Origin of the sequence: Rhodococcus sp. 05-2255-1e, from assembly GCF_002259025.1 — a bacterium.
Classification (GTDB): Bacteria; Actinomycetota; Actinomycetes; order Mycobacteriales; family Mycobacteriaceae; genus Rhodococcoides; species Rhodococcoides fascians.
Map to the genome: position 1 here is coordinate 832,061 of NZ_NOZE01000009.1, position 23,419 is coordinate 855,479.

Below are 23,419 nucleotides of genomic sequence, written 5' to 3' on the forward strand. Positions count from 1 at the left end.
ATCTGATGTCAGTGCGCAGTGACATCTCCGACCCCAATACGACGGACCCCACGACCGACAAACCGGTGGTGGGGCTTCTCGGCGTGGTCACCGCGGCGATCGACGGCCGTTCGGTGCCGGTTCCCGGTGCGCGAGCGCAGTCCCTGCTCGTGTCTCTGGCCTTGCATCCGGGGCGGGCGCGATCACCGCAAACTCTCATCGACGACGTGTGGCCCGACGAACCGCCTCGATCTCCCAAGAACGCGTTACAGACGCAGATCTCTCGGTTGCGGTCGGTGTTGCCCGAGGGTGCACTGGCCGGCGGCCCTGGGGGCTATCGGTTGGTCCTCGGTGCCGAGGACACCGACCTCGGCCGTGCGCAGGCGCTGGCTGGGGCAGCGGGCAGCATGCTCCAAGACGGGCACTGTCAGGAGGCCCTCGATACCGTCACCGAGGCGCTGGGCCTGTGGCGCGGCGAGCCACCGGAAACCGTGCGCGTCGAGGCCGACGTGGTGGAGGCTGCCCTGACATCCCTTCGGATAGCCGCGTTGCTAGGGCTGCGACGATTCGGCGAGGTGATCCCGCTCGTCAGAGCTCGGGTCACGGCCGATCCAGCGGACGAGGGCGCTGCCGTGGAGCTCATGCGGGCTCTGCACGGCGCAGGTAGATCGAACGATGCGTTGATGGTGTTCGCGTCGCTGCGAACCGAATTGTCACAGCGGTTGGGAACCGATCCGTCGCCCGCGGCGGCGGCTGTGAACGCCGACATTCTCGGACGGATGAATGCGGCCCCGAAGGTGTTGCACACCATAGGATTGCGTGCCGCACCCAATGCCCTTATCGGTCGAGACGACGATCTCGTCGCGATCGAACGAGTCCTGGCCGGCTCGCGCGTGACGACCGTGCTCGGGCCCGGTGGGGCGGGAAAAACGCGGATCGCTCACGCGCTCGGACGTCGGGCTGCTGCGAGAATGCCGGTTGCGTTCGTCGAGCTGGCCTCGCTCCGCAGCGGAGAGGACGTGGCATCCGCCGTGGCTGCGACCCTCGGTCTGGCCGAGGCCGATTACCTGGTGGGAGGGTTGCAGGTCGCTCGGATACATTCGATTCAGGAACGCCTGGTCGACGTGTTCTCGGCCCGACCCGGTCTGCTCGTTCTCGACAATTGCGAGCACGTGATCGATGAGGTTTCGGCGGTAGTGGACAAGCTGGTCTCGGCGACCGATGCGGTGACCGTGTTGACGACCTCACGTTCTCCGATCGGGTCGACGTCGGAAACGGTATATCCGCTGCCGCCTCTGGGGTCAACCGGTCCGAATTCGCCTGCCATCGAACTGTTCTGCCTTCGGGCACGCGCGGTTCGCCCTTCTGTGGTGCTCGATCTCGATGCGGTCGCGCGGTTGTGCAGATCGTTGGACGGGTTGCCGCTGGCGATCGAATTGGCTGCGGCGCGGGTCAAATCAATGACGGTGGAGGACATCGCCGCCAGATTGGACCGGCGTTTGGTCTTGCTACGTTCGGTCGATCGGACGAGGCCCGAACGGCACCGGACCCTGCATGCGGTGATCGCCTGGAGTTGGAATCTGCTCGCACCCATCGAGCAGGCGGCGCTGCGGCGTCTGTGTCGGTTTCCGGCGGGCTTCGATCTCGATGCCGCACGCCGGGTCGCGGAATGGGCCGACGTCGAGGATGTTTCGGCTGCACTCGATGGGTTGGTCGATCAGTCCTTGCTCTCCGTTGCCGAAACGCAGTCGGGAATCCGCTATCACATGCTCGAGACGGTCCGTGAGTACGGTGAGGAGCAGCTCGACGTCAGCAGAGAGGCGGCCGACGTCGCCGCGCGGATGCGCTTGTGGGCCGAGGCCGTCGCGGTTCGGGTGTCCACGGGCTACTCTGCTGGACAACCGGCCGAGATGGTTCTGGTGTTGGAGGCCGAGCACGACAATTTGTTGTCGGTGATGAGACATTCCTTCGCGCATGATGTTTCGGCCAACGTGTGCACCCTGTTCTCGGTGTTGGGCTATTTCTGGGCCATGCGCGGCGCGCACGCGGAGGTGCTGAATTGGGCCGGCCGAGTGCAGGACAGTATGCGCCGCGGCCTTGCCGGGGCACCTGACGACAATGCCGCGATGTGCCTGCTGGTCTTGGTGGCGCACTTCGCCTACGGCGGGAACCTGCGCCAGGTGGCGAGGATGCGGATCGACTTACGGCATCTCCTGCGCACCAGGCCCGGAATGTCGCCGGGTCTGAGGTTCAATTCCGAGGTGGTGGTCCATCACACGGGCGGCCGCGGGCTGGCCCGAAAACTGGCCCGCGCCAGTCGTTCCGAACATGAGGATGTGCGGTGCAACGCGTACGTGGTTCGCTCCATGCTCGCGCAGAACTCGGGTCGACTGTTCGAGTCGATCAGGGACGGTGAGCGCGCGTTGAGTATCGCTCGTCGACGCGGCGACCTGTGGGCGGTCGGGTCGACGTCGCAGACGTTGGCGAGCTCGTACGGTCTGTCCGGTGACCACGCTCGCGCGGCCGAGTACTACCGCACGGCCGCTGACGTGATGTGGGAGATGCATGCGTACGAGGAGAGTGTGCAGACCCGAACCTTTCTCGCGATGGCCTTGACCGGCGCGGGGCAGACTGCCGAGGCTCGGACGCTGATCGACGAATTATCCTCGTCGACGGGGCAACCGGAGTGGGTTCTCGATGGGGGTGCAGAAAAAACGGAACGTGAGGGCGACGGTGTCGGTGCTCGATGGGATCGAGCTCAACAGAGGTCGACGTCGGCGTCGTTGACCGCGGCGCGAGCCGCGGCGGATCTGGAGGACGGTTCGATCGAGCAGGGGCTGACGCTGTTTCGTGAGGCGCTGGAGATGGGTGGGTGGCCGTCGGACGATCCGACGGATCCGTTCATGTCGATCCTGGTGTGCGCAGCCGTGGGCGCACATGTGTTGCACGAACGTGCCGAGGATGTGCGCGGCGCGGTGGAGCAGCTGGTGCGCACACCGTGGAATAAGCTGATGCCGAGCGGTTTCCACGATATCCCGATGCTCGGTGCCGTCGCCTGCGCGGTGGGTTCTTTCGAGGTGCACTGCGGGGACTCAGAGTTGGGTCTGCGCTTGTTGGCGGCGTCGGAGCGGGCGGTGGGTCGCCAGGATTTTCCGTCGATGCGCATCGATCGGCACGTCGCCGCGGCCCGCGCGATTGTCGGTGACCCTACGGTCGATGCCGGTATCGCGCGGGCTGCTGGTATCACCAGACATGCTGCACTGCAAGAGATCTTGAGTTCGCTACCCGTGTCCTAGGCCTTGCGCATGTACGACTTCACGGTCAGTGGGGCGAAGACGGCGACTATGACCACGGCTCCGACGAGTGAGTACACGACGTGGATACCGAAGTGCCCGTTGTTCGCCAGCTCGCGCACCGCGGTCACCAGGTGCGAGACGGGGTTGATGTTCGCGAAGGACCGGAGCCAGCTCGGCATCGTGGAGGTGTCGACGAAGGCGTTGGACAGGAACGTCAGCGGGAACAGCACCAGCATCGAGATGCCCTGGACCGAGGAGGCTTTGCTCATCAGGGTGCCCAGCAGTGCGAAGATCCAGCTGATCGCCCAGGCGCAGAACATCACCAGTAGGACGGCTCCGGCGAGGCCGAGAAATCCTCCGGCCGGGTGGTAACCCATCGCGAACCCGGTGAGGAAACAGACGACAGCCGCGATCAGGTAGCGGATGACGTCGGCCATCAATGCTCCTGCAAGCGGGGAGATTCGGGCGATCGGGAGAGATCGGAATCGGTCGAAGACACCCTTGTCCATATCTTCTCGCAGCTGTGTGCCGGTGACGACGGAACCGGTGATGACTGTTTGTACCAGGATTCCGGGCACGATCATCGGCAGGTAGGACGTGACGTCGCCGGCAACCGCGCCGCCGAAGATGTAGCTGAACATCAGGGTGAAGATCACCGGTAGCAGCACCACGTCGGTGAGTTGTTCGGGATTGTGGCGAAGCTTGAGCAGCCCGCGATATCCCATGGTGGCGGACTGGGCGGCGGTGCGGGCCAGGCCGATGTGTCGGACGACCGGACGGTCGGCGGGGTCGATGTACGTCGCCGGTTGCGGAGTGAGAGTAGTGGTCATGCTGCGTCCTCGTCTGCGCTCTTGCCGGTGAGGGTCAGGAATACCTCGTCCAGGCTGGGTTTGGTGACGGTGATTTCGCTGACGTCGATGCCGAAGTCGCGCAGGCGAATCAAGATGTCGGGGGTGATCGATGTGTCGGTCATGGGTGCTGTCAGACGAGCGGACTCGGGGCTGACCGACACTTCTGTGCCCAGTTGCTTCGCGACCAGAGCTCTGGCGTCGTCGATCTGGTTTCGATCCGTGAGAGTCAGTGACAGTGCGGAGGTGCCTACCGAAGACTTGAGCCCGTCGGCGGTGTCGTCGGCGATCACGCGGCCATGATCGATGACGGCGATGCGATCACACAGTTGATCGGCCTCGTCCAGGTACTGAGTGGTCAGTAGAACTGTCGAGCCCGCCGCGACGAGCCGGCGGATGGTGTCCCACATCTGGGCTCGGGTGCGGGGGTCGAGACCGGTGGTCGGCTCGTCGAGGAACAGCAACGGCGGTGCCGAGATCAGGCTCGCGGCCAGATCGAGGCGCCGCCGCATGCCACCGGAGAACAACTTCAAGGGTCGGGACGCTGCGTCCGCCAACCCGAATTCCTCGAGGAGTTCGACGGCCTTGGCTTTGCTGTCGCGGCGGCTCAGGCCGAGGAGCCGTGAGAAGACGACCAGATTCTCGGTTGCGGTGAGATCCTCGTCCACCGATGCGTACTGACCGGTGACGCCGACCAACGACCGGACCGCGGTGGCGTCGGCGACGACGTCTCGGCCGAAAACTCGGGCTGAGCCGCCGTCGGGTCGAAGGAGGGTGGCGAGCATGCGGACCGTGGTGGTCTTACCTGCGCCGTTGGGGCCGAGGACGCCGTAGACCGCCCCGGTTGGGACGGTCAGGCTGACGCCGTCGACCGCGCGTTGCTTGCCGAATGTCTTGATGAGGCCGTCGGCCTCGATAGCTGGTGTGGTCATGGGACAACGATCGCCCCGACCGCTTGCACGACGCATACGTCGCGCTTGCAGCAGCTGTCTCGTCAGAGCGGCAACGATGTCTCTGTCAGTCCGACCCCGCCGGTGCCCCGCAGTTTGCGGAACCATTCGAGACCGAACGCTGTGGTCAGTTGCTCGATCGGCATTGCGAGAAACGGCCCGAAATCGCCGACCTGCGTTTCGTGCGCTTCCATCGCGGCCCGCTTGGCCGCGATGACGCTCGACACGTCCACGACAGTGGTGATTTCGGTTTCCGGCAGTCCGAACGACTCCATGTCCGGTGGTGACGCCTCTTCGCTCCAGTGGGGATTGGCTTCCATCAACCTGCGCATGTGGTCACGGTTGGTGGTCGTCTCGTACACGTACGGCGTCTCGGCGATCTCGGCGGCGCGCTTGCCGACGACGTGCACCTGAATGTGGTCGGGGTGGCCGTATCCACCGTTCGGGTCGTAGATGGTGACGACGTCGGCCTGCTCCTCGCGCAACACGTCGGCCAATCGCCCAGCCGCGGTGTCGACGTCGACATTGCAGAACGCCTCCGGGTTGCCGTTCTCCGGTGTGCCGGCCATTCCGGAATCGGCATAGTGCAGGCGAACGACGCGCGCGACGCCCAGGACGGCAGCCGAACGGTCCAATTCGATGTGTCGGCGCGCGGCCAACGTCTCCCCGTCGGCGAGGATGCCGTCGGGATATTCGCCGACGGCACCGTCGGTGGCCGTCACGAGTACGACGCGGTGGCCGGCGTCGGCCGCGAGCCGCATGACGCCGCCCGTGCCGAACACTTCGTCGTCGGGATGCGCGTGGAAGCAGACCAGAACACTCATGGCGTGAATGCTTGCACGTCGAAGTGGGTGCGGCCCAGTCGGCGGGCCAATACGATCTATGGGTGACCACACGGCGGTCGGCCTCGATACGTTCGTATTGGCGGGATTCGCGAGCGGATCGGTACTGTCGCGCACTACATCCGGTGGGGATCTTCTTCGCTCTGGTGTTCTTCGCGCTGTCGATGACTCCCTCTCTGCTACCTCGTGTGTGGTACCTGCAGGCGGTGGCCACGGGGATCAGCGTCGCGATCGGGTACGGCGTGGGGTGCCTCGTTGCCTGGGTGGTTCGGCTCTGCGGAGTGTCACCGGACTGGTCGGAGCAGTGGCGTCGACGTGGGTGGTGGGCGTTGGCCGCGGCTGCGGTGGTGGTGATTCCGCTCTTCCTGATCCTCGGCTCGTGGTGGCAGCAGATCGTGCGCAAGCTGGTCGGCGTGGAAGACCCCGGCCGGCCGCTCTACATCGCGGTGCTGGTGCTCTCGCTGGTGGTAGCGGTGGGGGTGCTTGCTCTCGGCCGCCTGCTGCGCAGAGCAACTCGGGCTCTGACGCGATGGGGCAAGCAGTACGTGCCGAGGCCGGTGGCGCGGATCGCCAGCGTGATCGTCGTTGCCCTGCTGGTGGTGTTCGCCGTCAACGGTGCACTGATCCGGGGGATCGTGGCCGTCGCGGAGAAGTCGGCGTCGACCGCCGACCGCGGCAACCACGAGGGTGTGGAAAAGCCTGATGCAGCAGAACTGTCGGGGTCCGATGCGTCGAACGAGGACTGGGAGTCGCTGGGTCAGGAGGGGCGACGCTTCGTGGTCTCCGGGGCATCGCCCGACGAGATCAGTGACTTCACCGGAAGGCCTGCAGTGCAACCGATCCGCGTGTACGCCGGTGTCGAGTCGGCCGAAACGGTCGAGGGTGTGGCAGAGCGGGTGGTGGCCGAACTCGAACGTACCGGCGCATTCTCACGGGCCGTGCTCGGTGTCGCGACCACCACCGGACGTGGCTGGGTCAACGAATCCGTCGCCGGCCCTCTCGAGTATCTGTACGACGGAAATTCGGCGATTGCGTCGATGCAGTACTCGTTCCTGCCGAGCCCGATGGCATTTCTGGCCGACCGGCAGACCCCGCAGGATGCCGGACGAGCCCTGTTCGAGGCGATCTACGCGGTATGGAGCGAACTCCCGGAAGATTCACGACCCAAATTGGTGTTGTTCGGCGAGAGCCTCGGCGCCTACGGCGGGCAGGATGCATTCAGCGGTGCGCAGGACATGATCGCGCGCATCGACGGTGCCTTGTGGGTCGGCAACCCCAATTTCACGCCTCAGTGGGCCCGCATCACCGGTGGACGCGACGCCGGTTCCCGCGAGATCCTGCCTGTCATCGACGGCGGAGAGCACGTGCGATTCGCGAGTTCGTCCGGGGATCTCGACATCGGTGGTCCGTGGGAAGAGCCGCGAATCGTGTACTGGCAGCACGCATCCGACCCGATCGTGTGGTGGTCACCCGATCTGATCCTCGGCAGGCCCGACTGGCTGCGGGAACCCCGCGGCACCGACGTCGATCCGGGAGTGCAGTGGTTCCCGTTCGTGACGTTCTGGCAATTGACCTTCGACCAGGTGTTCTCCACCGATGTCGACGACGGGCACGGCCACAGCTACGGAGCCGACGCGGTGCGCATGTGGGCCGACATCCTCGAACCGCCGGGATGGTCCGACGCCGACGTCGAGCGGCTGTACCTCGAAAGGGCGGGTTGACATCGGTGCGGGAGAACGACGAGGTCGGCCAGGTGTTGGAGCTGGAGCGGCAGTTGCAGCGGGCCGAAACCCGGCGTGACAGAAGCAGACTCGTGGCGCTGCTGGCGGACGATTTCGTCGAGATCGGAGCATCGGGGGTGGTGTGGACCAAGCAGTCGATACTCGAGCTGTTGGGCGGAGAAAGTGCGGACGACGGCATCATCGAGGTCCACGATCTCTCCGGACGGATACTGGGCGTGGGTGTCGTTCTGGTGCAGTGGACGTCACGACGGTCGGGACGTCGAGCCCGTCGATCGTCGATCTGGCGACGCACCTCCGATGGATGGGAACTGGTGCATCACCAAGGCACACCTGTGGTCGACGGTCCGCCGGATCGGACGGGGTAGCCGAACCCGGGGACGCAGAGTGGATTTCTGCGTCCCCGGGTTGCAGGGTCAGGCAGTCACGACGACGAATTCGTTGGGCGTGACATCGAGTTGCTTGCTCTCGGTGACGTTTCCGGTGGTGAGGTCGACGGCGTGGATGCTGTTGCCGGCCGGTTCGGTGACGTAGGCGGTGTCACCCGCGATGGAGATGCCGGGGTGGGCGTCCTGGTATTTCGCGGGACCTTCCCAGGCGTCGATGACGGGGTACGAGGCGGTGAATGTCTTTGTCGTCGGGTCGAATACGTGGACTGCGCCGTCCGATCCGATGATGTAGGCCAGGTCGCCGGGGCCTCGGGCGACTCCGCGCCAGGTGTATTCGGCACCGTCGGGGAGCTTCACGACGTCGAGGGTCTTGGCCGCGGGGTCGATGACGGTGACCGCGTGCAGGAGTGAGCCCTCTGCGTCCGGGTCGTCCTTGTAGTCTCCGACGATGAGGGGGCTGGTCTCGCTCACATACGCGTTGCCCGTCCGTCCGTAGGGCTGGTCCGGAGCGTCGAGCTTGGTTATCTGGCCCTTGTCGTAGATCAGAGCGCCGTTCTCGCAACCGAAGACGACGATCTCGCCTTCCGCTGTTCCCTCTCCGTGGACGCCGGGGCACTGATCGTTTTTGGCGACGACCGCGCCCGATGCGTCACGAACCTCGATGCCGGTGCGGCCGTTCGAGTTCCCGACCGTGGTGAGAAACGTGCCGTCTTCGAGGACGATCGAGACGCCGTGGTGCGCGTCGACACCGGGGATGCTCTCGGTCTCCGGGAGCCCGTCTGCGGATTCGAGCGCTGCGGTGTCGAAGATCGTGGTGTCGCTGGTGCCGTCGGCGTACAGGATGGTCTTGCCGCCGTGTCGTACGACGTGACCGGGCTTCTCGGCTTCGAAGACGGTGTCGGTCAGTTGCGGTTGCTCGGTCGTCCCGGCCGCGGTGTCGAGCACACGGAAGCCCTCGCTCGTGGTGACCATGACGTTGCGGTCGTCGCCGGCGAGGTTGAGGCGCGTGTACTCCTCGGAGTCGAAATCAGCGACGGTCTCGAACGTCTCGGCGTCGAGCACCCGAAGGCCGCCTTCGTAGGACACTGCGACCCGTGGCCCGGCCGCAATCGCTGTGGATTCGGCGGCGGGTGTGGTGCCGGAGGCGCACGCCGCCAGGGTCGCTACCGCACCGAGGGCGAGCGCGGTGACGCTCGCCCTTCGAAAATCGTTGATACGCATGATTGTTCCTTTTCTGTGTGACGAATCGGTCAGCTGGTGAGTCCATCGGAGATGCGCTCGGTGTTGACGCGCATCATGGTGAGGTAGTCGGGGGCACCGCCGTCGGGTGCGGTGAGGGATTCGGTGAACAGTTCGATCACAGCGACGCGAATGTCGGCCTCACTCGCCAAGGCCTGGACGAGACGATCCGGAGAAGACGATTCCGCGAATATTGCAGGAACACCGGTCTTCTCGATGGCTCCGACGAGTTCGGCCAGATCGGAAGCAGACGGTGCCGCCAGGGTGGTGCCGCCGGGAATGGCTGCCCCGATCACCGTGAAATCGAAACGGTCTGCGAGATAACCGAATACATGGTGATTGGTGACGAGTGCGCGGCGCTGATCCGGGATCGCAGCGAAGGTGGCGCTCATGTCGTCGTCGAGCCCCTTCAATTGCAGCCGGTAACCTGCTGTGCGGTCGGCGATCTCGGCAGAATCGACACCGTCCAGCCCGGCGAGCGCCGGCTCGAGGGCATCGACGACGGCTGTCATGCGCGCGGGATCGGTCCAGAAGTGCGAATCGGGACTGCCTGCGGCGTCCCCTTCCGTGTACTCGAGGACATCGATGGCGTCGCCCGCGACGAAGGTGGGCACGTTCTCCGCCGCTGCCTCGTCGAGGTGTTGCTGCAGACCTTCCTCGAGGCCGAGACCATTGGAGACGATCAGGTCTGCCGTGCGTAGGCGGGCACCTTCCTGCGCCGAGATCTCGAAGGAATGCGGGTCGGCGTTCGGCTTCATCAGCGTCACCACGTCTGCCTCGTCGCCGACGAGCTGCTGCACGACGTCGCCGAGGATGTTCGTCGACACGATCACCACCGGGCGGTCGTCACCGTCGGCGGAGCAGCCGCTCAGGCACAGTCCGATTGCTGCGGCCACCGCCACTGCCGATGAGAAGCGGCTGACGCGTCCGCTCGTCATCGTCCGGTCTCCGCGGTGAAGGCCGGTTCGGTGGCGGTGTCGAAGGTCCGCGCTGTGCGGGCACCGTCGGCGTAGTCGATCTCGTACAGCCGTCGTTCGGTCGGGGCGCTGAGATAGGCGCGCTGATCGTCGGCGACGAGAGTCGGGGACGCGCCGGCCTCGAGTGATTCGGCCACCAGCGGTTCGGTTTCGGCCAGAATTGCTCCGTTGTTGCCGTCCAATACCAGGACTCGGCCATCCTCGGTGAGGGCCAGCACGTGCTCGTCCGCATCGTCCACGGCGGTGACGTGCACCAGGGGTGCCGGTGCCGGGAGTAGGGACCACGACCGTTCGCGGGTATCCAGCATCCAAATGCCCTCTGCACCGGCAGAACCTGCGACCGTGGGGCGGCCCTCGCGGTTGTCGAACGACGTCGCTGCCGCGGCGGTAGCGCCGGCCGGGTAGGGGATTCTCTCGACCGCCAACTCGTCACCGGTGGCCGAGGCGAGCAGTGCGCCGTCGGCGCACCCGATCACGGCACCGACCCTGGTGGTGATCGTGCCGCGGGCGTGCGGGCACGGTTCGACCGGCCCGGTGCGTTCTCCGTCGGCGGTGTATCCGACGACCGAGGTCGACGGACCGGAGCCCTCGGTCACGAGCGCGAAAGTGCCGACGGGAACGACCGTTCCGGCACCGGGCGTGGTGACCTTTCGGAATCGTTCCACGACTGTGCCTTTCGACAGGGCCTCGGTGTCGAGCAGCACAGCCTCGCCGGAGTCGGCAAAGAACAGTCCGGTACCTCCCGAAGTCGAAAGGTTGGACGTGGCAACGGTTGCCGAACCTGAGCCGCCGACCGTGCCGAGCAGTCGAGGCTCGCTGCGGTAGTAGTGAAAATGGTCGACGTGGTCCCAGGTCCAGACCCCGCTGTCGACGATCTCGACGCCCGCGTCGGTCTGCACGAACAGGTAGCGGCCGTCGGTGTGCAGAGCCTGCGGGGCTCCGATGGTCCCGAGATCGGTGACGGTGTCGTCGAGCAGATCGCGATGGGACACCCGCCCCGTCGGGTCCACGGACGTGAGCCCGAGCCGCGGTTCGGCGAGTTCGGCGGCACCGGCTATTGCCCCGTGGCCTTCGCCTGCGGGTTCGTCTGTGCGTGGCAGGTTCGTCTCCGAGGAACAGGCCGTCGATGCGAGAACGAGGGCACCGACGGCGATTGTGGTGGTCAGGATGCGGGTGCGCACGTGTTCCTTTCGGGTGAAGTGGGGCGAGGACGGATGGCGGTGACGGCACTGCGTATCGCGTACGACAGGCCGGACACCGCGATCGCGGTCGCCGCCACGGAGGCACCGGCGGCGGTGGCCGCGTGCCAGGAGATCAGTAGGCCGCCGAATACGGACAGCACGCCGAGGGCGGCCGCCACCAGCATTCGAGTGGGAATGCGGGTGGTCCACTGCCCGGCGGCGACGGCAGGGGCGAGCAGGAGTCCGACGACCAGCAGCGAGCCGACGGCTTGGTACGACGCGACGACTGCCAGCGTCACCAGTGCGACGAGAACTGCTTGAGCCGAGCGCGGCCCGAGTCCGAGCACCGAGGCAATTCGGGGGTCCAGCGCAACGGCGACCAGCGGTCGATGAAACAGCGCCGCGACAGCAACTCCGAGTGCGGCCGCTCCTGCCAGGAGATAGAGGTCCGTGTGCGAGATGGCAAGAATGTCGCCGAACAGTATGGACGTGGCATCGGTGGCGAAGCTCCCCGAGTGGGAGATGACGATGACGCCGAGCGCCAACATGGACACGAACAACATCCCGATGCTCGTGTCGTAGGACAGTGTTCCGCGGCGTTGCAGCGCGGTGATCCCGAGGCTCATGGCGACCGCGCTCAGTGCGCCGCCGATCATCACCGGAACTCCGAGAACGGTCGCGAGAGCGACACCGGGCAGCATTCCGTGTGCGAGCGCCTCACCCAGAAATGCCATGCCGCGGATCACCACCCACGTTCCGACCACCCCGCACAGCACGGCGACCAGGGCTCCGCCGAACAGGGCGCGTTGTACGAAACCGAGGTCGAACGGCTCGAACAGCGCGTCGATTGTCTGAAATGGCACATTCGGGAGCTTAATGAGATTGATAACGATATTCAAAATCGTATAGTGGCAATGTGAACACCTCAGCTGTCAGCGCGTCGTCCCAGTTCGCTCGCCTCCGGGGCGTCCGCGTCGAGTTCTCCGGCCACACGGCACTCGCAGGCGTCGATCTGGACCTGTTACCCGGTCGGCTCACGGCCATCGCAGGGCCGAACGGTGCCGGCAAGTCCACGTTGCTCGAGGTGGTCGCCGGCACCCGGCCACTGACGGGCGGGACCCGAAGCGCAACTCGCGCAATTGCATTCGTTCCGCAGCGCGCTGCTGTGCCGGATCGGTTGCCGTTGACCGTATGGGACGTCGTGGCAGTGGGTGCGTGGGGACGCCTCGGCCGGTGGCGTCCGATGAACACCGAGGCTCGGGCATCGGTGCGCGACGCTCTCGAGCGCCTCGACATCGCGGAACTGACCGGCATGCCGTTCGCCGACCTGTCCGGAGGGCAGCGTCAGCGGACCCTACTGGCGCAGGGTGTGGCCCGCCGGGCCGATCTCCTGTTGCTCGACGAACCCACGACAGGTCTCGACGCCGCTAGTGGACAACGGATTCGAGCCGTCATGCGTGAGGAGACGATGCGCGGAGTTGCCGTTGCGTGTGTGTCTCACGATCCCGAGGTGTTGGCCGCGGCCGACCGAGTCGTGCGACTCGAGGACGGTCGAATCGTGTCCTGACGGATACGCGCGTCGGGTGCTCTCACCGCGCTGCCAACGCGGCTCGCAATCCCGCGCGGTCCAGTTTGCCCGGGCCTCGGGTCGGCAGTGCGTCGACGAGGAACAGCTCCCGCGGTGCAGCGGTGGCATCGAGCGACTGCTCGACGTGAGAGCGCAACTCCGCCAACGTCACCGGCGCAGAGGCAACCACTGCTACCACCACCTTCTGGCCGAGGCGCTCATCCGGCAATCCGACGACAGCGCACTCGCGGACAGCGGGATGCGTTGCCAGCGCGGCTTCGACCACCTGCGGTACGACGGTCAAGCCGCCCGTCGAGATGGCCTCGTCGAGTCGACCGGTGATGCTCAGCACCCCGTCGATCATCGTGCCTGCGTCGTCCGTGCGGAACCATCCCGGCTCGGCGAACGCCGGGTGATCGGGTAATCCGCGATAGCCCGAGGCCAGAGTCCGCCCGCCCAGAACCACTCGTCCGTCGTCGATCCGAACGACGGTGCTGTGCAACGGAACTCCGTCGTACACACAGCCGCCCGCGGTTTCGCTCATGCCGTAGGTGCGTACCAATCGAACGCCCGCGGCAATGGCTCTCTCGCGCAACGGAATCGGCGTGGCAGCGCCGCCGAGCAACACGGCGTCCAGCGATGCCAGTGCAGCAGTGGCCTCGGGGTTCTCGAGTGCTTTGACCAACTGGCCGGGCACCAGGGAGGTGTAGCGCAGCGGACCCGACATCCGTCCCACGGCCTCGATCAACGCGGCCGGGTCGAAGCCGGCAGATACGTCCATGATCACCGGCGACGTGCCGGCGAGCACGCTGCGCAGCAACACCTGCATCCCGGCGATGTGGTGTGCGGGCAGAGCCAGCAGCCACGAGCCGGGGCCGCCGAGACGCTCCTCGGTTGACGTCGCCGACGCGACCAGTGCGGACGCAGACAGCATGGCACCCTTGGGAATTCCCGTCGTCCCCGATGTCGCGACGACCAATGCGACGTCGTCGTCGATGGGGGTTCCGGGGGCCAACGCGTCGTGCAGGCGTCGGATCTCGCGTGGATCGTCGGCGGGGACGGGGAGGACGGCCGGGCCGTCGCCGGCCAGCAGACGGCTCAGCCGCGGCAGGATGTCTGCCGCGGCCGAGCCTGCTGGAATGGGAACGCTCTCGAGCACACTGGCGAGATTAGTCCTTGCGCCGGATCGTGAACGGGTCGGCCAGAGGCCAACCCCCGGCGGCGAGGTTCGCGCGCACCCGATTGACGTCCTCTTCTCGGGGCAGCTCGTTGGTGACCTTGGTGATGGTGACGGAAATTCCGGCCTTGTCGGCAGGTAACTGGCCGTCGGCGATGAGGGCATCCATCACCGACTGCACTTCGTCGTCGGACAGCCGCCGATTCAGAAGGGCAAGGAGGGGAACGTAATCCGCTTCGGGTACCCCGTCGGGATACCCACCGCGGAGCCACTCGACGATCGAGTGGAGGAACGACGGGACCGCCATGGTCTTACAGGGCAGCCGGATCCGCGAGCGGCCAGCCACCGGCGGCCAGTCGTGCCGAGACACGGGAGATGTCCTCGGCCGTCGGCTCGGCGTCGATCTGGTCGCGGATGTACGTCGCGATCTCCTCGGTCGAAATGGCACCGTCGTCGAGTGCACCGTTGGCGGGAGAGACGAGTTCGAGAACGATCTCTTGCACCTGAGCGTCGGTGAGTGCGGCGCGGCGCAGAAGGGCGACGAGTGGGAATCGGTCCTTGGGCGGAACGCCCTCGGGGTATCCGGCTCGGAGCCATTCGAGCACCGAGGCCGGGAATGCGGTCTTGGTGGAGTCGGTCATGAGAGCTGTACCCCTTCTCGGGTGTGTCAGAAGACGGAGATGCCGAATGTGCTGTCGAGGAAGTTCTTCATGATGAAGAGAATTCCGGCCACGATGGCGACGACGACCACTGCGAAACAGAGGACGGCCGCGGCGGTGGCGACTGCGGGTCGGGCCACGCGTGTGGTGCCCGAGGCAGTGGCCTCGTCCGAGGGCTCACCGACCGAGAGTGCCTTGAGTCCGAAAGCGAAGATCGCGGGCAGTCCGGCACCGAGCAGCAGGCCGACGAGAACGACCTGCCAGAGCGAATCGAGTGTGTGCTTGAGGGTTTCCATGATGTTCAGACCTTCGCGGGGGAGTCGGTTTCGGCGGCGGCAGGAACGAGTCCGCCGTCCCATTCGGCGTTCACGTTGTCCGGATCGACGGGTTCGCGGCGCGAGCGGATGTACATGACGGTGGCCAGGCCGACGAGGATGGCGAAGACCACGAGGATGCCGGGCAGACCGCCGATCGTGTGGGCGAGCAGCCAGCATGCAGCGCCGACCACGCCGGCGAGCGGCAAGGTGATGACCCAAGCGACGGCCATGCGTCCTGCGACGTTCCAGCGCACGGCGGCACCGGGCTTGCCGAGTCCCGATCCGAGGATCGAGCCGGTGGCAACCTGGGTGGTCGAGAGCGGGAGGCCGAGGTGGCTCGACGTCAGAATGATTGCTGCAGAGGACGATTCGGCGGCCATGCCCTGCGGAGATGCGATCTCGACCAGGCCCTTGCCCAGGGTGCGGATGACACGCCAGCCGCCGAGGTAGGTGCCCAACGCGATGGCGAGGGCGCACGTGACCTTGACCCACAGGGGCATCTCGGCGTCCGGCGAGACGGTCCCGTACGCGACGAGCGCCAGGAAGATCACGCCCATCGTCTTCTGAGCGTCGTTGGTGCCGTGGGCGAGCGAGACGAGTGAGGCCGAACCGATCTGGCCCCAGCGGAATCCGCGCTCCTTGGACTTCTCGGGAACTGCGTTGGTGATGCGGTAGATGATCCAGGTACCGACGGTGGCGACGAGGCCGGCGACGATGGGGGCCAGCACGGCGGGCAACACGATCTTGCTCCACACTCCGTCCCACACGACGCCGCTGGTTCCCAGGCCCGCCATGGTGGCACCGATGAGGCCGCCGAACAGTGCGTGCGAGCTGCTCGACGGGATGCCGAGCAGCCAGGTGGCGAGGTTCCACAGGATGCCGCCGACGAGGCCGGCGAAGATGATGGTCAGCAGGGCCTGGCCGCCGGTGTCGCCGAGATTGACGATCCCCTTCGCGACGGTGGCTGCGACCTCTACGGACAGGAAGGCGCCGACCAGGTTGAGGACGGCAGACAGGGTGACCGCGACTTTGGGCTTCAATGCCCCCGTTGCGATCGACGTCGCCATGGCGTTGGCGGTGTCGTGGAAACCGTTGGTGAAGTCGAAGGCCAGGGCCGTCACGACCACCACGAGAAGTACGAGAAATTCAGCGCTCACGGTGGAAAGTGTGGGACACGAACGGTCATTGAAGGAAATTTCTTGCGAAGTGTTCTTCTCGGGTGCCGCGAAGTCGTCTCCAGTTCACCTGCAGTTCACCTTTTTGCCTTATATGTCCACTTCGTCTGTGGCGTAGCGCACGGCGGTGGTCTCCTCCGGTCGAAGCATTGTGGAACAGTGGACGACGTGAAGGGATCGGGTATGGATGATGCGGTGTCGGCCGCCCTGTCGTACTTCGATTCCGTCGATCCGGCTCTTGCCGCCGACGCCCGGCTCGGGTGGGACGGACTGGCCGCGGTGTCGCCGCCTGCGGGGCCGACACAGCATTCCGTACAGACGTTTCTGTGGATCTATCTGCGCCACGCGGCCGAGGGCCCCGATCGGGCCGTCGACATCGCCCGTGCGCTCGGGGATCTGCTCGAGCGGCTGGGACGCGTCGCGTATGCGGAGATCGCACGCAGCGGCGTGACGGACGAGCTCGTACGTGCCACCGACGATGTGATCTGGCTGCAGCAGTACCGCGCCGCCACCGAGCAATCCGGTATCGGAGCAGTCGACACCGAGTTGGTGACGTGGCAGGACGCTCCGACCGGGGTCGAGCGGGCCATCGTCGAAAAGATCGGTGAGACACTCGAAGTGGCGACCATTGCCGGTGAGTTCGAGCCGTCGAAGCCCGGTGGCAGGCCGCTGGGAGTCACCGCACGGGCGACGCGTCGTCGCGGCGTGACCGACGCGGTGCTGACCTCGGAGCAGGGCAAGAACGGCACCGACGACGTTCTGCTCGAACAACTTCTCGACCACCGCATCGAACTGTGGAGCAGTTACAGCGCTCCACGTGCCGAGCTCTACCTGGGTTTGCGCGAGGCGCTGCACGAGGCGGTCGAGCCGGTGTACGGGTGCGTGCGCAGACTCGAGAGCTTCATCGGGTGCATCGGCGACGGCGTGGCGCTGACCGATGGCGGGTATCTGCCGGACGATCTGGTGGCGCGGATCGCTCGCACTGTGTTTCCGGTGGCCGAGCGTCCGCAGTTCGTCGGACGCGAACTCGATACCGACAAGGTTCTCGCTCTCCGGCGTCTGGTGATGCGACTTCGGTTGATGCGTCGATCCGCAGGCCGGCTGGTTCCGATGACGCGCACCCGGCAGCTGAGCTCGGACGGATTGTGGCGCGTGCTCACCGGGGGAATCGTCGGCAGTGACTACCACCCCGACTCGATCGCTGCGGAGGTTCTCCTGGCCCGGATGATCCTGGGCAACGACATCGCCGACGCGCAGGCGACGGCCGACGATTCGGCTCGACTGTTGCGTGCGGAGGGATGGACCCACGCGGGGGAGGAGCCGGAGTCGGAGCACGCCGAGACTCTGGCGGACACGTTGATCGCAGAACTCGACGCTCTCGGAGCGTTCCGCTCGGCCGACAACCGCGTCGCAACCGACGAAGGCGCACGGGTGGCCGCGGCTGTGTTGCGTCATCGGCTCCTGCACACACGCTTCCCGGCATTGTGACGAGCTCGAGATGGGGTTTGCCTGCGGTCTGCCGTTCGTGCACGGTTAAACTCGGTTCCACCCGGGTCGAGAGCGTGCCCGGATGTCGGCTGCGAGGAGATGCTGGTGGACGGTGAGGTGCACGACACCGCACGCTCCCAGTCTCGGCGGCAGAGCGACTCGGCTCGCCGCTACCTCGATCTGGAAGCAACCACACCCGCGTTGCGCTCCACCGTCGAATTCGCGGCACGCAGTGTCGGATTCGCCATCGCCCAGCTGAACGTGTTGGACGAGGACACCCAGTACACACTGGTCAACATCGGCGGTCCGCCGATGTCCACCGTGGTTCGGGCCGACACCCTGTGCGACGACGTGGTGCGCACGGGAGTGCCTGCGGTCGTCGCCCACGGCCGGGTCGATGCCACCACCCGGCAACGCGCGCTGCTCGACGAGAACGGCATCGAGTCCTATGCCTCGGTTCCGCTTCGCGGACGAGAAGGTCTGGTGATCGGCACTCTGTGTCTGCTCGACCGCACTTCGAGGCCCCTCTCCAACGACCAGATGCAGGAGCTCGAACAGTTCGCGTCCGTCCTCGAAGAGCAGCTCGATCTGCATCGGCGGGTCGGCTCGGGATCCACCCGACTCGGCAGCGACAACGACATTGCCGACTCCCTCGCCGACGGTCACATCGTGCCGTGGTTCCAGTCGATCGTGGACCTACGGACAGAGGAGATCGTCGGCTTCGAGGCATTGGCGCGCTGGCACCATCCCACTCGGGGTCTGGTGGTGCCCGCGGACTTCGTGCCGTTCGCCGAGGCGAGTGAACTGATCATCGACGTGGATCTGAGCGTGCTCGCGCAGGCAGCCGCGGAGATGAAGAAGTGGCACGTACACCGACCGGACCTGCGGCTGACCGTCAACATTTCCGGACGTCATCTGGCGCATCCGGACGGCGTCGGCCAACTCGAACGTGCGATCTCGTCGACCGAGGTGTCGCCGAAGTCCATTTCGCTCGAACTCACCGAGACCTCGTCGGTGACGCCAGGGCCGTTGCTGCGCAAGCACATCGACGACGTGCACCGGCTGGGTTTCCGCGTCCTGCTCGACGACTTCGGCTCCGGCTGGTCGTCTCTCGAACGCTTGGTGACGTTGCAACCGGACGGCATCAAGATCGACGGACATCTGACGCGGTTCATCGACACCGTGGCCGGTCGGGCGATGATCAAGTCGTTGGCCTCGGTTGCCAAGGATCTGGAGCTGACGATGATCGTCGAGGGGATCGAAAGTCGAGCTCAGGCCGACGCCGCTCTCGATCTCGGATGCACTCTGGCGCAGGGATATCTGTGGTCGAGGCCGCAATCGGCGTCGGCGGTGCTGCGAACCGTCTCGGGTGGCTAGCGAGTATCCCGGCGTAGTGGGTGGTCCTGCGGAATCTGCACCAGCACGATGGGAATTCCGTCGGGATCCTCGATCCACATCTCGATGAGCCCCCAGGGTTCGGTGGTCGCCTCCCGCACGATCGCAATGCCGGCCTGCTCCAATTCCGCTGTGGCAGAATCGATGTCGCGAACCTGCAGCCACAGTGCCCCGGAGAACGATCCCGGCTCCTCGGTGCCACCGTGCGCTGCGATCTCGATCAGTCCTTGGCCTGCGAACAGCACCGTGCCGCCGGGATATTCACGGCACACCGCAAGGGACAGGCCGTCTCGATAGAACTCGAGGGTCTTCCGGTAGTCGACCGGGCGCAGGATGGTACGTGCAGCGAGGATGTCCACCTCGCATGGATATCACGCAACCGACCATCACTGCCGCAGGATGGTCACAGCGAGAGTGGAGCCTGCGGAACGACCCGGATCAATGGCATCGATCAGTGGCGTCACAGCACCGTCGTGACGATCCGGTTTCCGCCGGCTGCCTTGGCCTCGTACATCATCGAGTCCGCCACCCGCATCGCCCGCGTCACGAGGTCGACGTTCTGCTCCCACAGGGGTGAACTCGCGTGCAGGATGGCTGCCCCCACGCTGACCGTCACGGCGACGCCGTCGTCGGGATCGCGCATGGCTCGTCGAACACCGTGGATCAACGCATCGATGTGCAGGCGCGACGTCGAGACCACGGCGAGGTATTCCTCGCCGCCGGTGCGTGCAATCACGCCGTACCGCCCCATGTGTGCGCCCAGACGCTGGGCGACGCGAACGATGACGGCGTCACCCTCTTCGTGCCCATAGTCGTCGTTGACGGCTTTGAAGCGATCGATGTCCACGACCACGACGGCCGAGCAGCGATCCTCCTCGCGGCCGAGCAACCAGACGTCGTGGATCACCGATTCGAGCCCGCGCCGATTCAGCAACCCGGTGAGCGGGTCGAGCAACGAACTACGGGCGTCGTCGGTCAACACGGTGACCAACAGATGCGAGGTGAGCGGCACCCCGGCGATCGCGAGCAACACCACGTCGGTCCGAAAGATCAGCGATGCGACGTCCACGTCGCCGGTGCGGTACGTCGCCGCCGCGGCAACGACGGTGCACGCCACCGAGAAGATCAGGTGAGCCACCAGCCACCGTGGACTGACGAAGAACGTGCAGAACGTGCCGATGACGGCGAACAACGCGCACGTCAGGATCGCGTCGGCGATCGGGTTGACGAGGATCGACGACGCGGTGCCCAGATCGGCGAACACCGCGAATGCCACCACCCCGAGACGACCCGGGAACGGCTTGACGATCCACGCGGCCGCGACCGCCACCGCCATGACGACCAGGAATGCCTTCCAGCCGATCGCCGCGGCGTTCCGCGTGGCACCGTCGGAGAAGAGGGCCACCACCGCCAGAGCGCCGTAGTTCAGCGTCAGGATCGCCATCACCCATCGGATGAGCTTTCCGGTGGGCCGCGAGTTCTGGAAGTCCGCCATCCAGCGGTAGTCGTACGGCTGCGTGAACCAGGCCCACAGAGCACCCGCGGCAGTACCGCGATCGCGGTGATGTGAGTTCGGGGTCACGAAGCGTCAGAAATATCGAGGAAACGGCGACCAGTCGGGCTCGCGCTTCTCCAGGAACGCATCGCGTCCCTCGACGGCCTCGTCGGTCATGTATGCCAGCCGGGTGGCTTCACCGGCGAACAACTGCTGGCCGACGAGACCGTCGTCCTGCAGGTTGAACGCGTACTTGAGCATCCGCTGCGCCTGCGGCGACTTGGCGTTGATCTTCGCGGCCCACTCGATGGCGGTGTTCTCGAGTTCGGCGTGATCGACCACCTTGTTCACCGCGCCCATGCGGTGCATTTCCTCGGCCGAGTACGTCTCGCCGAGGAAGAAGATTTCTCGGGCGAACTTCTGCCCGACCATCTTGGCCAGGTACGCACTGCCGTAACCACCGTCGAAGCTGCCCACGTCGGCGTCGGTCTGCTTGAAGCGAGCGTGCTCGCGGCTCGCGAGCGTCAGATCGCACACCACGTGCAAGCTGTGCCCGCCACCCGCTGCCCACCCGTTGACGAGGCAGATGACGACCTTGGGCATGAAGCGGATCAGCCGCTGCACCTCGAGAATGTGCAGTCGGCCCGCGCGCGCCTTGTCGACCGTCTCGGCCGTTTCACCGTCCGCATACTGGTAGCCACTTCGTCCGCGAATGCGCTGATCGCCGCCGGAACAGAACGCCCAGCCGCCGTCCTTGCTGCTCGGCCCGTTGCCGGTGAGCAGCACCGTTCCCACGTCCGAACTCACGCGTGCGTGTTCGAGCGCGCGGTAGAGCTCGTCGACGGTGTGCGGCCGAAAAGCGTTGCGAATCTCGGGACGATCGAACGCCACCCGCACGGTCGCGTCGGACACGTGGCGGTGATAGGTGATGTCGGTCAGATCTTCGAAGCCGGGAACGGGACGCCACAGTGCGGGAGTGAAGGTCACGTGGGCCAGCTTAACGGTGGCGAGGGCTGAATCCGTTGCGGCCGGGTGATGCAGCTAGCGTGCAGGTCATGACCGATCCGATGCAGCTCGACCGCAGTTCCGACCCCGATTACGACCACCACGGCGGCTTCCCTCGTTTCGTTCCGGCGAAGGTGGGGCCGGAATACGGACAGTTGCTCGAGGCACTGCGCACGGTCCAGGATCTCGCGGTGTCCACGTCGTTGCCCGCAGACGTCACCGAGGCAGCCGCGAGCAAGACTCGAGAATTGATCGAGTTGTTGGAGCCGCACGTGGTCGCCGAAGGCAAGCAGACCGCGGGGCGGGTACCTGCTCTGCCGGGCCGTGGTTCACTGCTGCTGCCGCCGTGGATCATCGAGAAATTCGCAGCCGACGGCGTCCGTAGCCGTGGCATGTTCCGTCGCTTCCACCTCGGTGGCAACGCCGCCGCGCACGGCGGCACTCTTCCGCTGCTGTTCGACGACCTCTTCGGCCTGATCCAGCATGCCTACGGTCGGCCCATCAGCCGGACCGCATATCTGCACATCAACTACCGCAAGGTGACCCCACTGAACACCGAGTTGGTCGTCGAGGGTGCCGTGGACAAGGTGGAGGGTCGTAAGACGTTCATCAGCGCGAGGCTGACGGATCTGGACGGCAACCTGCTCGCCGACTGCGAGGCACTGATGGTGCAGTTGCTCCCGGGGCAGCAATGATTCCCCCGATCGACGATCTGCTCGACGGTGCGCACGTGCTCTCGATGCCGATGCGGACGAAGTTCCGTGGGATCACCACCCGTGAGGTGATGTTGATTCGTGGTCCCGGTGGGTGGGGTGAATTCTCGCCGTTCCCCGAGTACGACGACGTCGAGTCCGCCCCGTGGTTGGCGTCGGCGATCGAGGCCGCGTGGAAGGGCCCACCGAATGCGGTGCGTCGACGCATCGCGGTCAACGCGACCGTGCCCGCGGTCGACGCCTCCGATGTGGCGGGCGTGCTGAGCCGCTCACCCGGGGCCGAAACGGCGAAGGTGAAAGTGGCCGAGAAGGGGCAGAGCCTGGCCGACGACGTGGCTCGCGTTCGTGCGGTGCGCGAGCTGGTGCCGCGGGTGCGGATCGACGCCAACGGGGGCTGGACCGTCGACGAGGCAGTCACTGCGTTGGCTGCTCTCACTGCGGACGGGCCACTCGAATACGCGGAGCAGCCGTGCGCCACGGTTGCCGAGCTCGTCGAGCTGCGCCGCCGGGCTCCGGGAGTACGGGTGGCTGCGGACGAGAGCATCCGCCGGGCCGAGGATCCGATGAAGGTCGTGCGGGCCGGCGGCGCGGACATCGCGATACTCAAGGTCGCTCCGCTCGGCGGCATGCGCGCACTGCTCGAACTGGCCGGCGAACTGGGGGAGTACGGCGTGCCGGTGGTCGTGTCGAGTGCACTCGATTCGGCTGTGGGCATCGCCTCCGGGCTCGCCGCTGCCGCCGCGCTGCCGCATCTCGAATTCGCCTGCGGACTGGGGACGGGCAGCCTGTTCGTTCGCGACGTCGCACCGGCACCCGAGGTGGTCGACGGAACGTATCCGGTCCAGAGCGTCGAGCCGGATCCGCACGCGTTGATCGAACTCGGTGCCGACGCCGAGCGCACGCAGTGGTGGATCGAGCGAGTGCGGCGCTGCCACGCACTGCTGCGGTAGTGTTGCGCCCGGTCCGCGTGGGGCCGCCGACATCTGGG

The 23,419-nt window shown here is 66.0% G+C and carries 23 protein-coding genes; 8 read left to right on the forward strand and 15 right to left on the reverse strand.

Annotation, left to right across the window (positions count from 1 at the left end; translation table 11 throughout):
- Positions 1 to 5 precede the first annotated feature (5 nt).
- On the forward strand, positions 6 to 3,275 hold the full coding sequence (locus CH262_RS07420; RefSeq protein ID WP_094717295.1) for a BTAD domain-containing putative transcriptional regulator: 3,270 nt from the start codon (positions 6 to 8) through the stop codon (positions 3,273 to 3,275).
- On the opposite strand, the gene CH262_RS07425 is transcribed toward CH262_RS07420, so the two are convergent.
- The 3 genes from CH262_RS07425 to CH262_RS07435 are packed head-to-tail and all read right to left on the reverse strand — an operon-like array spanning position 3,272 to position 5,897.
- Entirely contained in the window at positions 3,272 to 4,105 is an 834-nt protein-coding gene (locus CH262_RS07425) for an ABC transporter permease (protein ID WP_094717296.1), read from the reverse strand. The two genes, CH262_RS07420 and CH262_RS07425, sit on opposite strands and share 4 nt — an antisense overlap.
- Complete coding sequence (locus tag CH262_RS07430) at positions 4,102 to 5,181, reverse strand: ATP-binding cassette domain-containing protein (RefSeq protein ID WP_441344380.1); 1,080 nt, start codon at positions 5,179 to 5,181, stop codon at positions 4,102 to 4,104. The genes CH262_RS07425 and CH262_RS07430 overlap by 4 nt, the downstream gene beginning before the upstream one ends.
- Positions 5,118 to 5,897, reverse strand: coding sequence for a PIG-L family deacetylase (locus CH262_RS07435; protein WP_027498315.1), 780 nt, complete (start codon positions 5,895 to 5,897; stop codon positions 5,118 to 5,120). Before CH262_RS07435 ends, CH262_RS07430 begins: the two co-directional genes overlap by 64 nt.
- A gap of 62 nt (positions 5,898 to 5,959) precedes the next feature.
- Between CH262_RS07435 and CH262_RS07440 the strand changes: the two genes are divergently transcribed.
- Both CH262_RS07440 and CH262_RS07445 read left to right on the forward strand, forming a co-directional pair.
- On the forward strand, positions 5,960 to 7,636 hold the full coding sequence (locus tag CH262_RS07440) for an alpha/beta hydrolase (RefSeq protein WP_256988724.1): 1,677 nt from the start codon (positions 5,960 to 5,962) through the stop codon (positions 7,634 to 7,636).
- 5 nt (positions 7,637 to 7,641) lie between these two features.
- On the forward strand, positions 7,642 to 8,022 hold the full coding sequence (locus tag CH262_RS07445; protein WP_032390384.1) for a nuclear transport factor 2 family protein: 381 nt from the start codon (positions 7,642 to 7,644) through the stop codon (positions 8,020 to 8,022).
- A gap of 48 nt (positions 8,023 to 8,070) precedes the next feature.
- Here CH262_RS07445 and aztD read toward each other — a convergent pair whose 3' ends face one another.
- From aztD to aztB, 4 genes are read right to left on the reverse strand one after another with little or no spacing between them, the layout of a single operon-like run.
- Entirely contained in the window at positions 8,071 to 9,264 is a 1,194-nt protein-coding gene (gene aztD / locus CH262_RS07450; RefSeq protein ID WP_179274924.1) for a zinc metallochaperone AztD, read from the reverse strand.
- 29 nt (positions 9,265 to 9,293) lie between these two features.
- Positions 9,294 to 10,220, reverse strand: coding sequence for a zinc ABC transporter substrate-binding protein AztC (gene aztC, locus CH262_RS07455; protein ID WP_094717298.1), 927 nt, complete (start codon positions 10,218 to 10,220; stop codon positions 9,294 to 9,296).
- Positions 10,217 to 11,440 (reverse strand): ABC transporter, encoded by a 1,224-nt coding sequence (locus tag CH262_RS07460; protein WP_094717299.1) that lies wholly within the window; start codon positions 11,438 to 11,440, stop codon positions 10,217 to 10,219. Before CH262_RS07460 ends, aztC begins: the two co-directional genes overlap by 4 nt.
- Entirely contained in the window at positions 11,422 to 12,303 is an 882-nt protein-coding gene (gene aztB, locus CH262_RS07465) for a zinc ABC transporter permease AztB (protein WP_206498030.1), read from the reverse strand. Before aztB ends, CH262_RS07460 begins: the two co-directional genes overlap by 19 nt.
- Before the next feature lie 53 nt (positions 12,304 to 12,356).
- Here aztB and aztA point away from each other — a divergent pair, with 53 nt between their 5' ends.
- Complete coding sequence (aztA, locus tag CH262_RS07470) at positions 12,357 to 13,007, forward strand: zinc ABC transporter ATP-binding protein AztA (protein ID WP_094717300.1); 651 nt, start codon at positions 12,357 to 12,359, stop codon at positions 13,005 to 13,007.
- A 22-nt stretch (positions 13,008 to 13,029) separates the two neighbouring features.
- On the opposite strand, the gene menE is transcribed toward aztA, so the two are convergent.
- The 5 genes from menE to CH262_RS07495 are packed head-to-tail and all read right to left on the reverse strand — an operon-like array spanning position 13,030 to position 16,317.
- Positions 13,030 to 14,166: an o-succinylbenzoate--CoA ligase gene (menE, locus tag CH262_RS07475; protein ID WP_094717301.1), complete on the reverse strand. Its 1,137-nt coding sequence runs from the start codon at positions 14,164 to 14,166 to the stop codon at positions 13,030 to 13,032.
- Between the two features lie 10 nt (positions 14,167 to 14,176).
- Positions 14,177 to 14,491, reverse strand: coding sequence for a DUF3349 domain-containing protein (locus tag CH262_RS07480; RefSeq protein ID WP_027498307.1), 315 nt, complete (start codon positions 14,489 to 14,491; stop codon positions 14,177 to 14,179).
- 4 nt (positions 14,492 to 14,495) lie between these two features.
- Positions 14,496 to 14,825, reverse strand: a complete 330-nt coding sequence (locus tag CH262_RS07485; protein WP_032369750.1) for a DUF3349 domain-containing protein — start codon at positions 14,823 to 14,825, stop codon at positions 14,496 to 14,498.
- Between the two features lie 26 nt (positions 14,826 to 14,851).
- Entirely contained in the window at positions 14,852 to 15,139 is a 288-nt protein-coding gene (locus tag CH262_RS07490; RefSeq protein WP_027498305.1) for a hypothetical protein, read from the reverse strand.
- Positions 15,140 to 15,144: 5 nt separating this feature from the next.
- A complete protein-coding gene (locus CH262_RS07495; RefSeq protein ID WP_027498304.1) occupies positions 15,145 to 16,317 on the reverse strand; it encodes an inorganic phosphate transporter in 1,173 nt (390 codons plus the stop codon).
- 177 nt (positions 16,318 to 16,494) lie between these two features.
- Between CH262_RS07495 and CH262_RS07500 the strand changes: the two genes are divergently transcribed.
- Positions 16,495 to 17,823: a hypothetical protein gene (locus tag CH262_RS07500; protein ID WP_256988725.1), complete on the forward strand. Its 1,329-nt coding sequence runs from the start codon at positions 16,495 to 16,497 to the stop codon at positions 17,821 to 17,823.
- Between the two features lie 105 nt (positions 17,824 to 17,928).
- On the forward strand, positions 17,929 to 19,200 hold the full coding sequence (locus CH262_RS07505; protein WP_256988726.1) for a sensor domain-containing phosphodiesterase: 1,272 nt from the start codon (positions 17,929 to 17,931) through the stop codon (positions 19,198 to 19,200).
- Here the strand turns inward: CH262_RS07505 and CH262_RS07510 are convergent.
- The 3 genes from CH262_RS07510 to CH262_RS07520 all read right to left on the reverse strand — a co-directional run bounded on the left by CH262_RS07510 (position 19,197) and on the right by CH262_RS07520 (position 21,700).
- A complete protein-coding gene (locus tag CH262_RS07510) occupies positions 19,197 to 19,577 on the reverse strand; it encodes a VOC family protein (RefSeq protein ID WP_094717303.1) in 381 nt (126 codons plus the stop codon). The two genes, CH262_RS07505 and CH262_RS07510, sit on opposite strands and share 4 nt — an antisense overlap.
- Before the next feature lie 101 nt (positions 19,578 to 19,678).
- Complete coding sequence (locus tag CH262_RS07515; RefSeq protein WP_256988727.1) at positions 19,679 to 20,800, reverse strand: GGDEF domain-containing protein; 1,122 nt, start codon at positions 20,798 to 20,800, stop codon at positions 19,679 to 19,681.
- A 6-nt stretch (positions 20,801 to 20,806) separates the two neighbouring features.
- Entirely contained in the window at positions 20,807 to 21,700 is an 894-nt protein-coding gene (locus tag CH262_RS07520; RefSeq protein ID WP_027498299.1) for a 1,4-dihydroxy-2-naphthoyl-CoA synthase, read from the reverse strand.
- 68 nt (positions 21,701 to 21,768) lie between these two features.
- Here CH262_RS07520 and CH262_RS07525 point away from each other — a divergent pair, with 68 nt between their 5' ends.
- Positions 21,769 to 22,413: a PaaI family thioesterase gene (locus CH262_RS07525; protein WP_027498298.1), complete on the forward strand. Its 645-nt coding sequence runs from the start codon at positions 21,769 to 21,771 to the stop codon at positions 22,411 to 22,413.
- A complete protein-coding gene (locus tag CH262_RS07530) occupies positions 22,410 to 23,381 on the forward strand; it encodes an o-succinylbenzoate synthase (RefSeq protein ID WP_094717304.1) in 972 nt (323 codons plus the stop codon). The genes CH262_RS07525 and CH262_RS07530 overlap by 4 nt, the downstream gene beginning before the upstream one ends.
- The last annotated feature ends 38 nt before the right edge of the window (positions 23,382 to 23,419 follow it).

Excerpts from the sequence above, each read along its gene's own strand:
- CH262_RS07485 (WP_032369750.1), bottom strand. The coding sequence starts at position 14,825 with ATGACCGACTCCACCAAGACCGCATTCCCGGCCTCGGTGCTCGAATGG.
- CH262_RS07420 (WP_094717295.1), top strand. The coding sequence starts at position 6 with ATGTCAGTGCGCAGTGACATCTCCGACCCCAATACGACGGACCCCACG.
- CH262_RS07525 (WP_027498298.1), top strand. The coding sequence starts at position 21,769 with ATGACCGATCCGATGCAGCTCGACCGCAGTTCCGACCCCGATTACGAC.
- CH262_RS07490 (WP_027498305.1), bottom strand. The coding sequence starts at position 15,139 with ATGGAAACCCTCAAGCACACACTCGATTCGCTCTGGCAGGTCGTTCTC.
- CH262_RS07480 (WP_027498307.1), bottom strand. The coding sequence starts at position 14,491 with ATGGCGGTCCCGTCGTTCCTCCACTCGATCGTCGAGTGGCTCCGCGGT.
- CH262_RS07425 (WP_094717296.1), bottom strand. The coding sequence starts at position 4,105 with ATGACCACTACTCTCACTCCGCAACCGGCGACGTACATCGACCCCGCC.
- CH262_RS07435 (WP_027498315.1), bottom strand. The coding sequence starts at position 5,897 with ATGAGTGTTCTGGTCTGCTTCCACGCGCATCCCGACGACGAAGTGTTC.
- aztD (WP_179274924.1), bottom strand. The coding sequence starts at position 9,264 with ATGCGTATCAACGATTTTCGAAGGGCGAGCGTCACCGCGCTCGCCCTC.
- CH262_RS07530 (WP_094717304.1), top strand. The coding sequence starts at position 22,410 with ATGATTCCCCCGATCGACGATCTGCTCGACGGTGCGCACGTGCTCTCG.
- CH262_RS07430 (WP_441344380.1), bottom strand. The coding sequence starts at position 5,181 with ATGGTTCCGCAAACTGCGGGGCACCGGCGGGGTCGGACTGACAGAGAC.
- aztC (WP_094717298.1), bottom strand. The coding sequence starts at position 10,220 with ATGACGAGCGGACGCGTCAGCCGCTTCTCATCGGCAGTGGCGGTGGCC.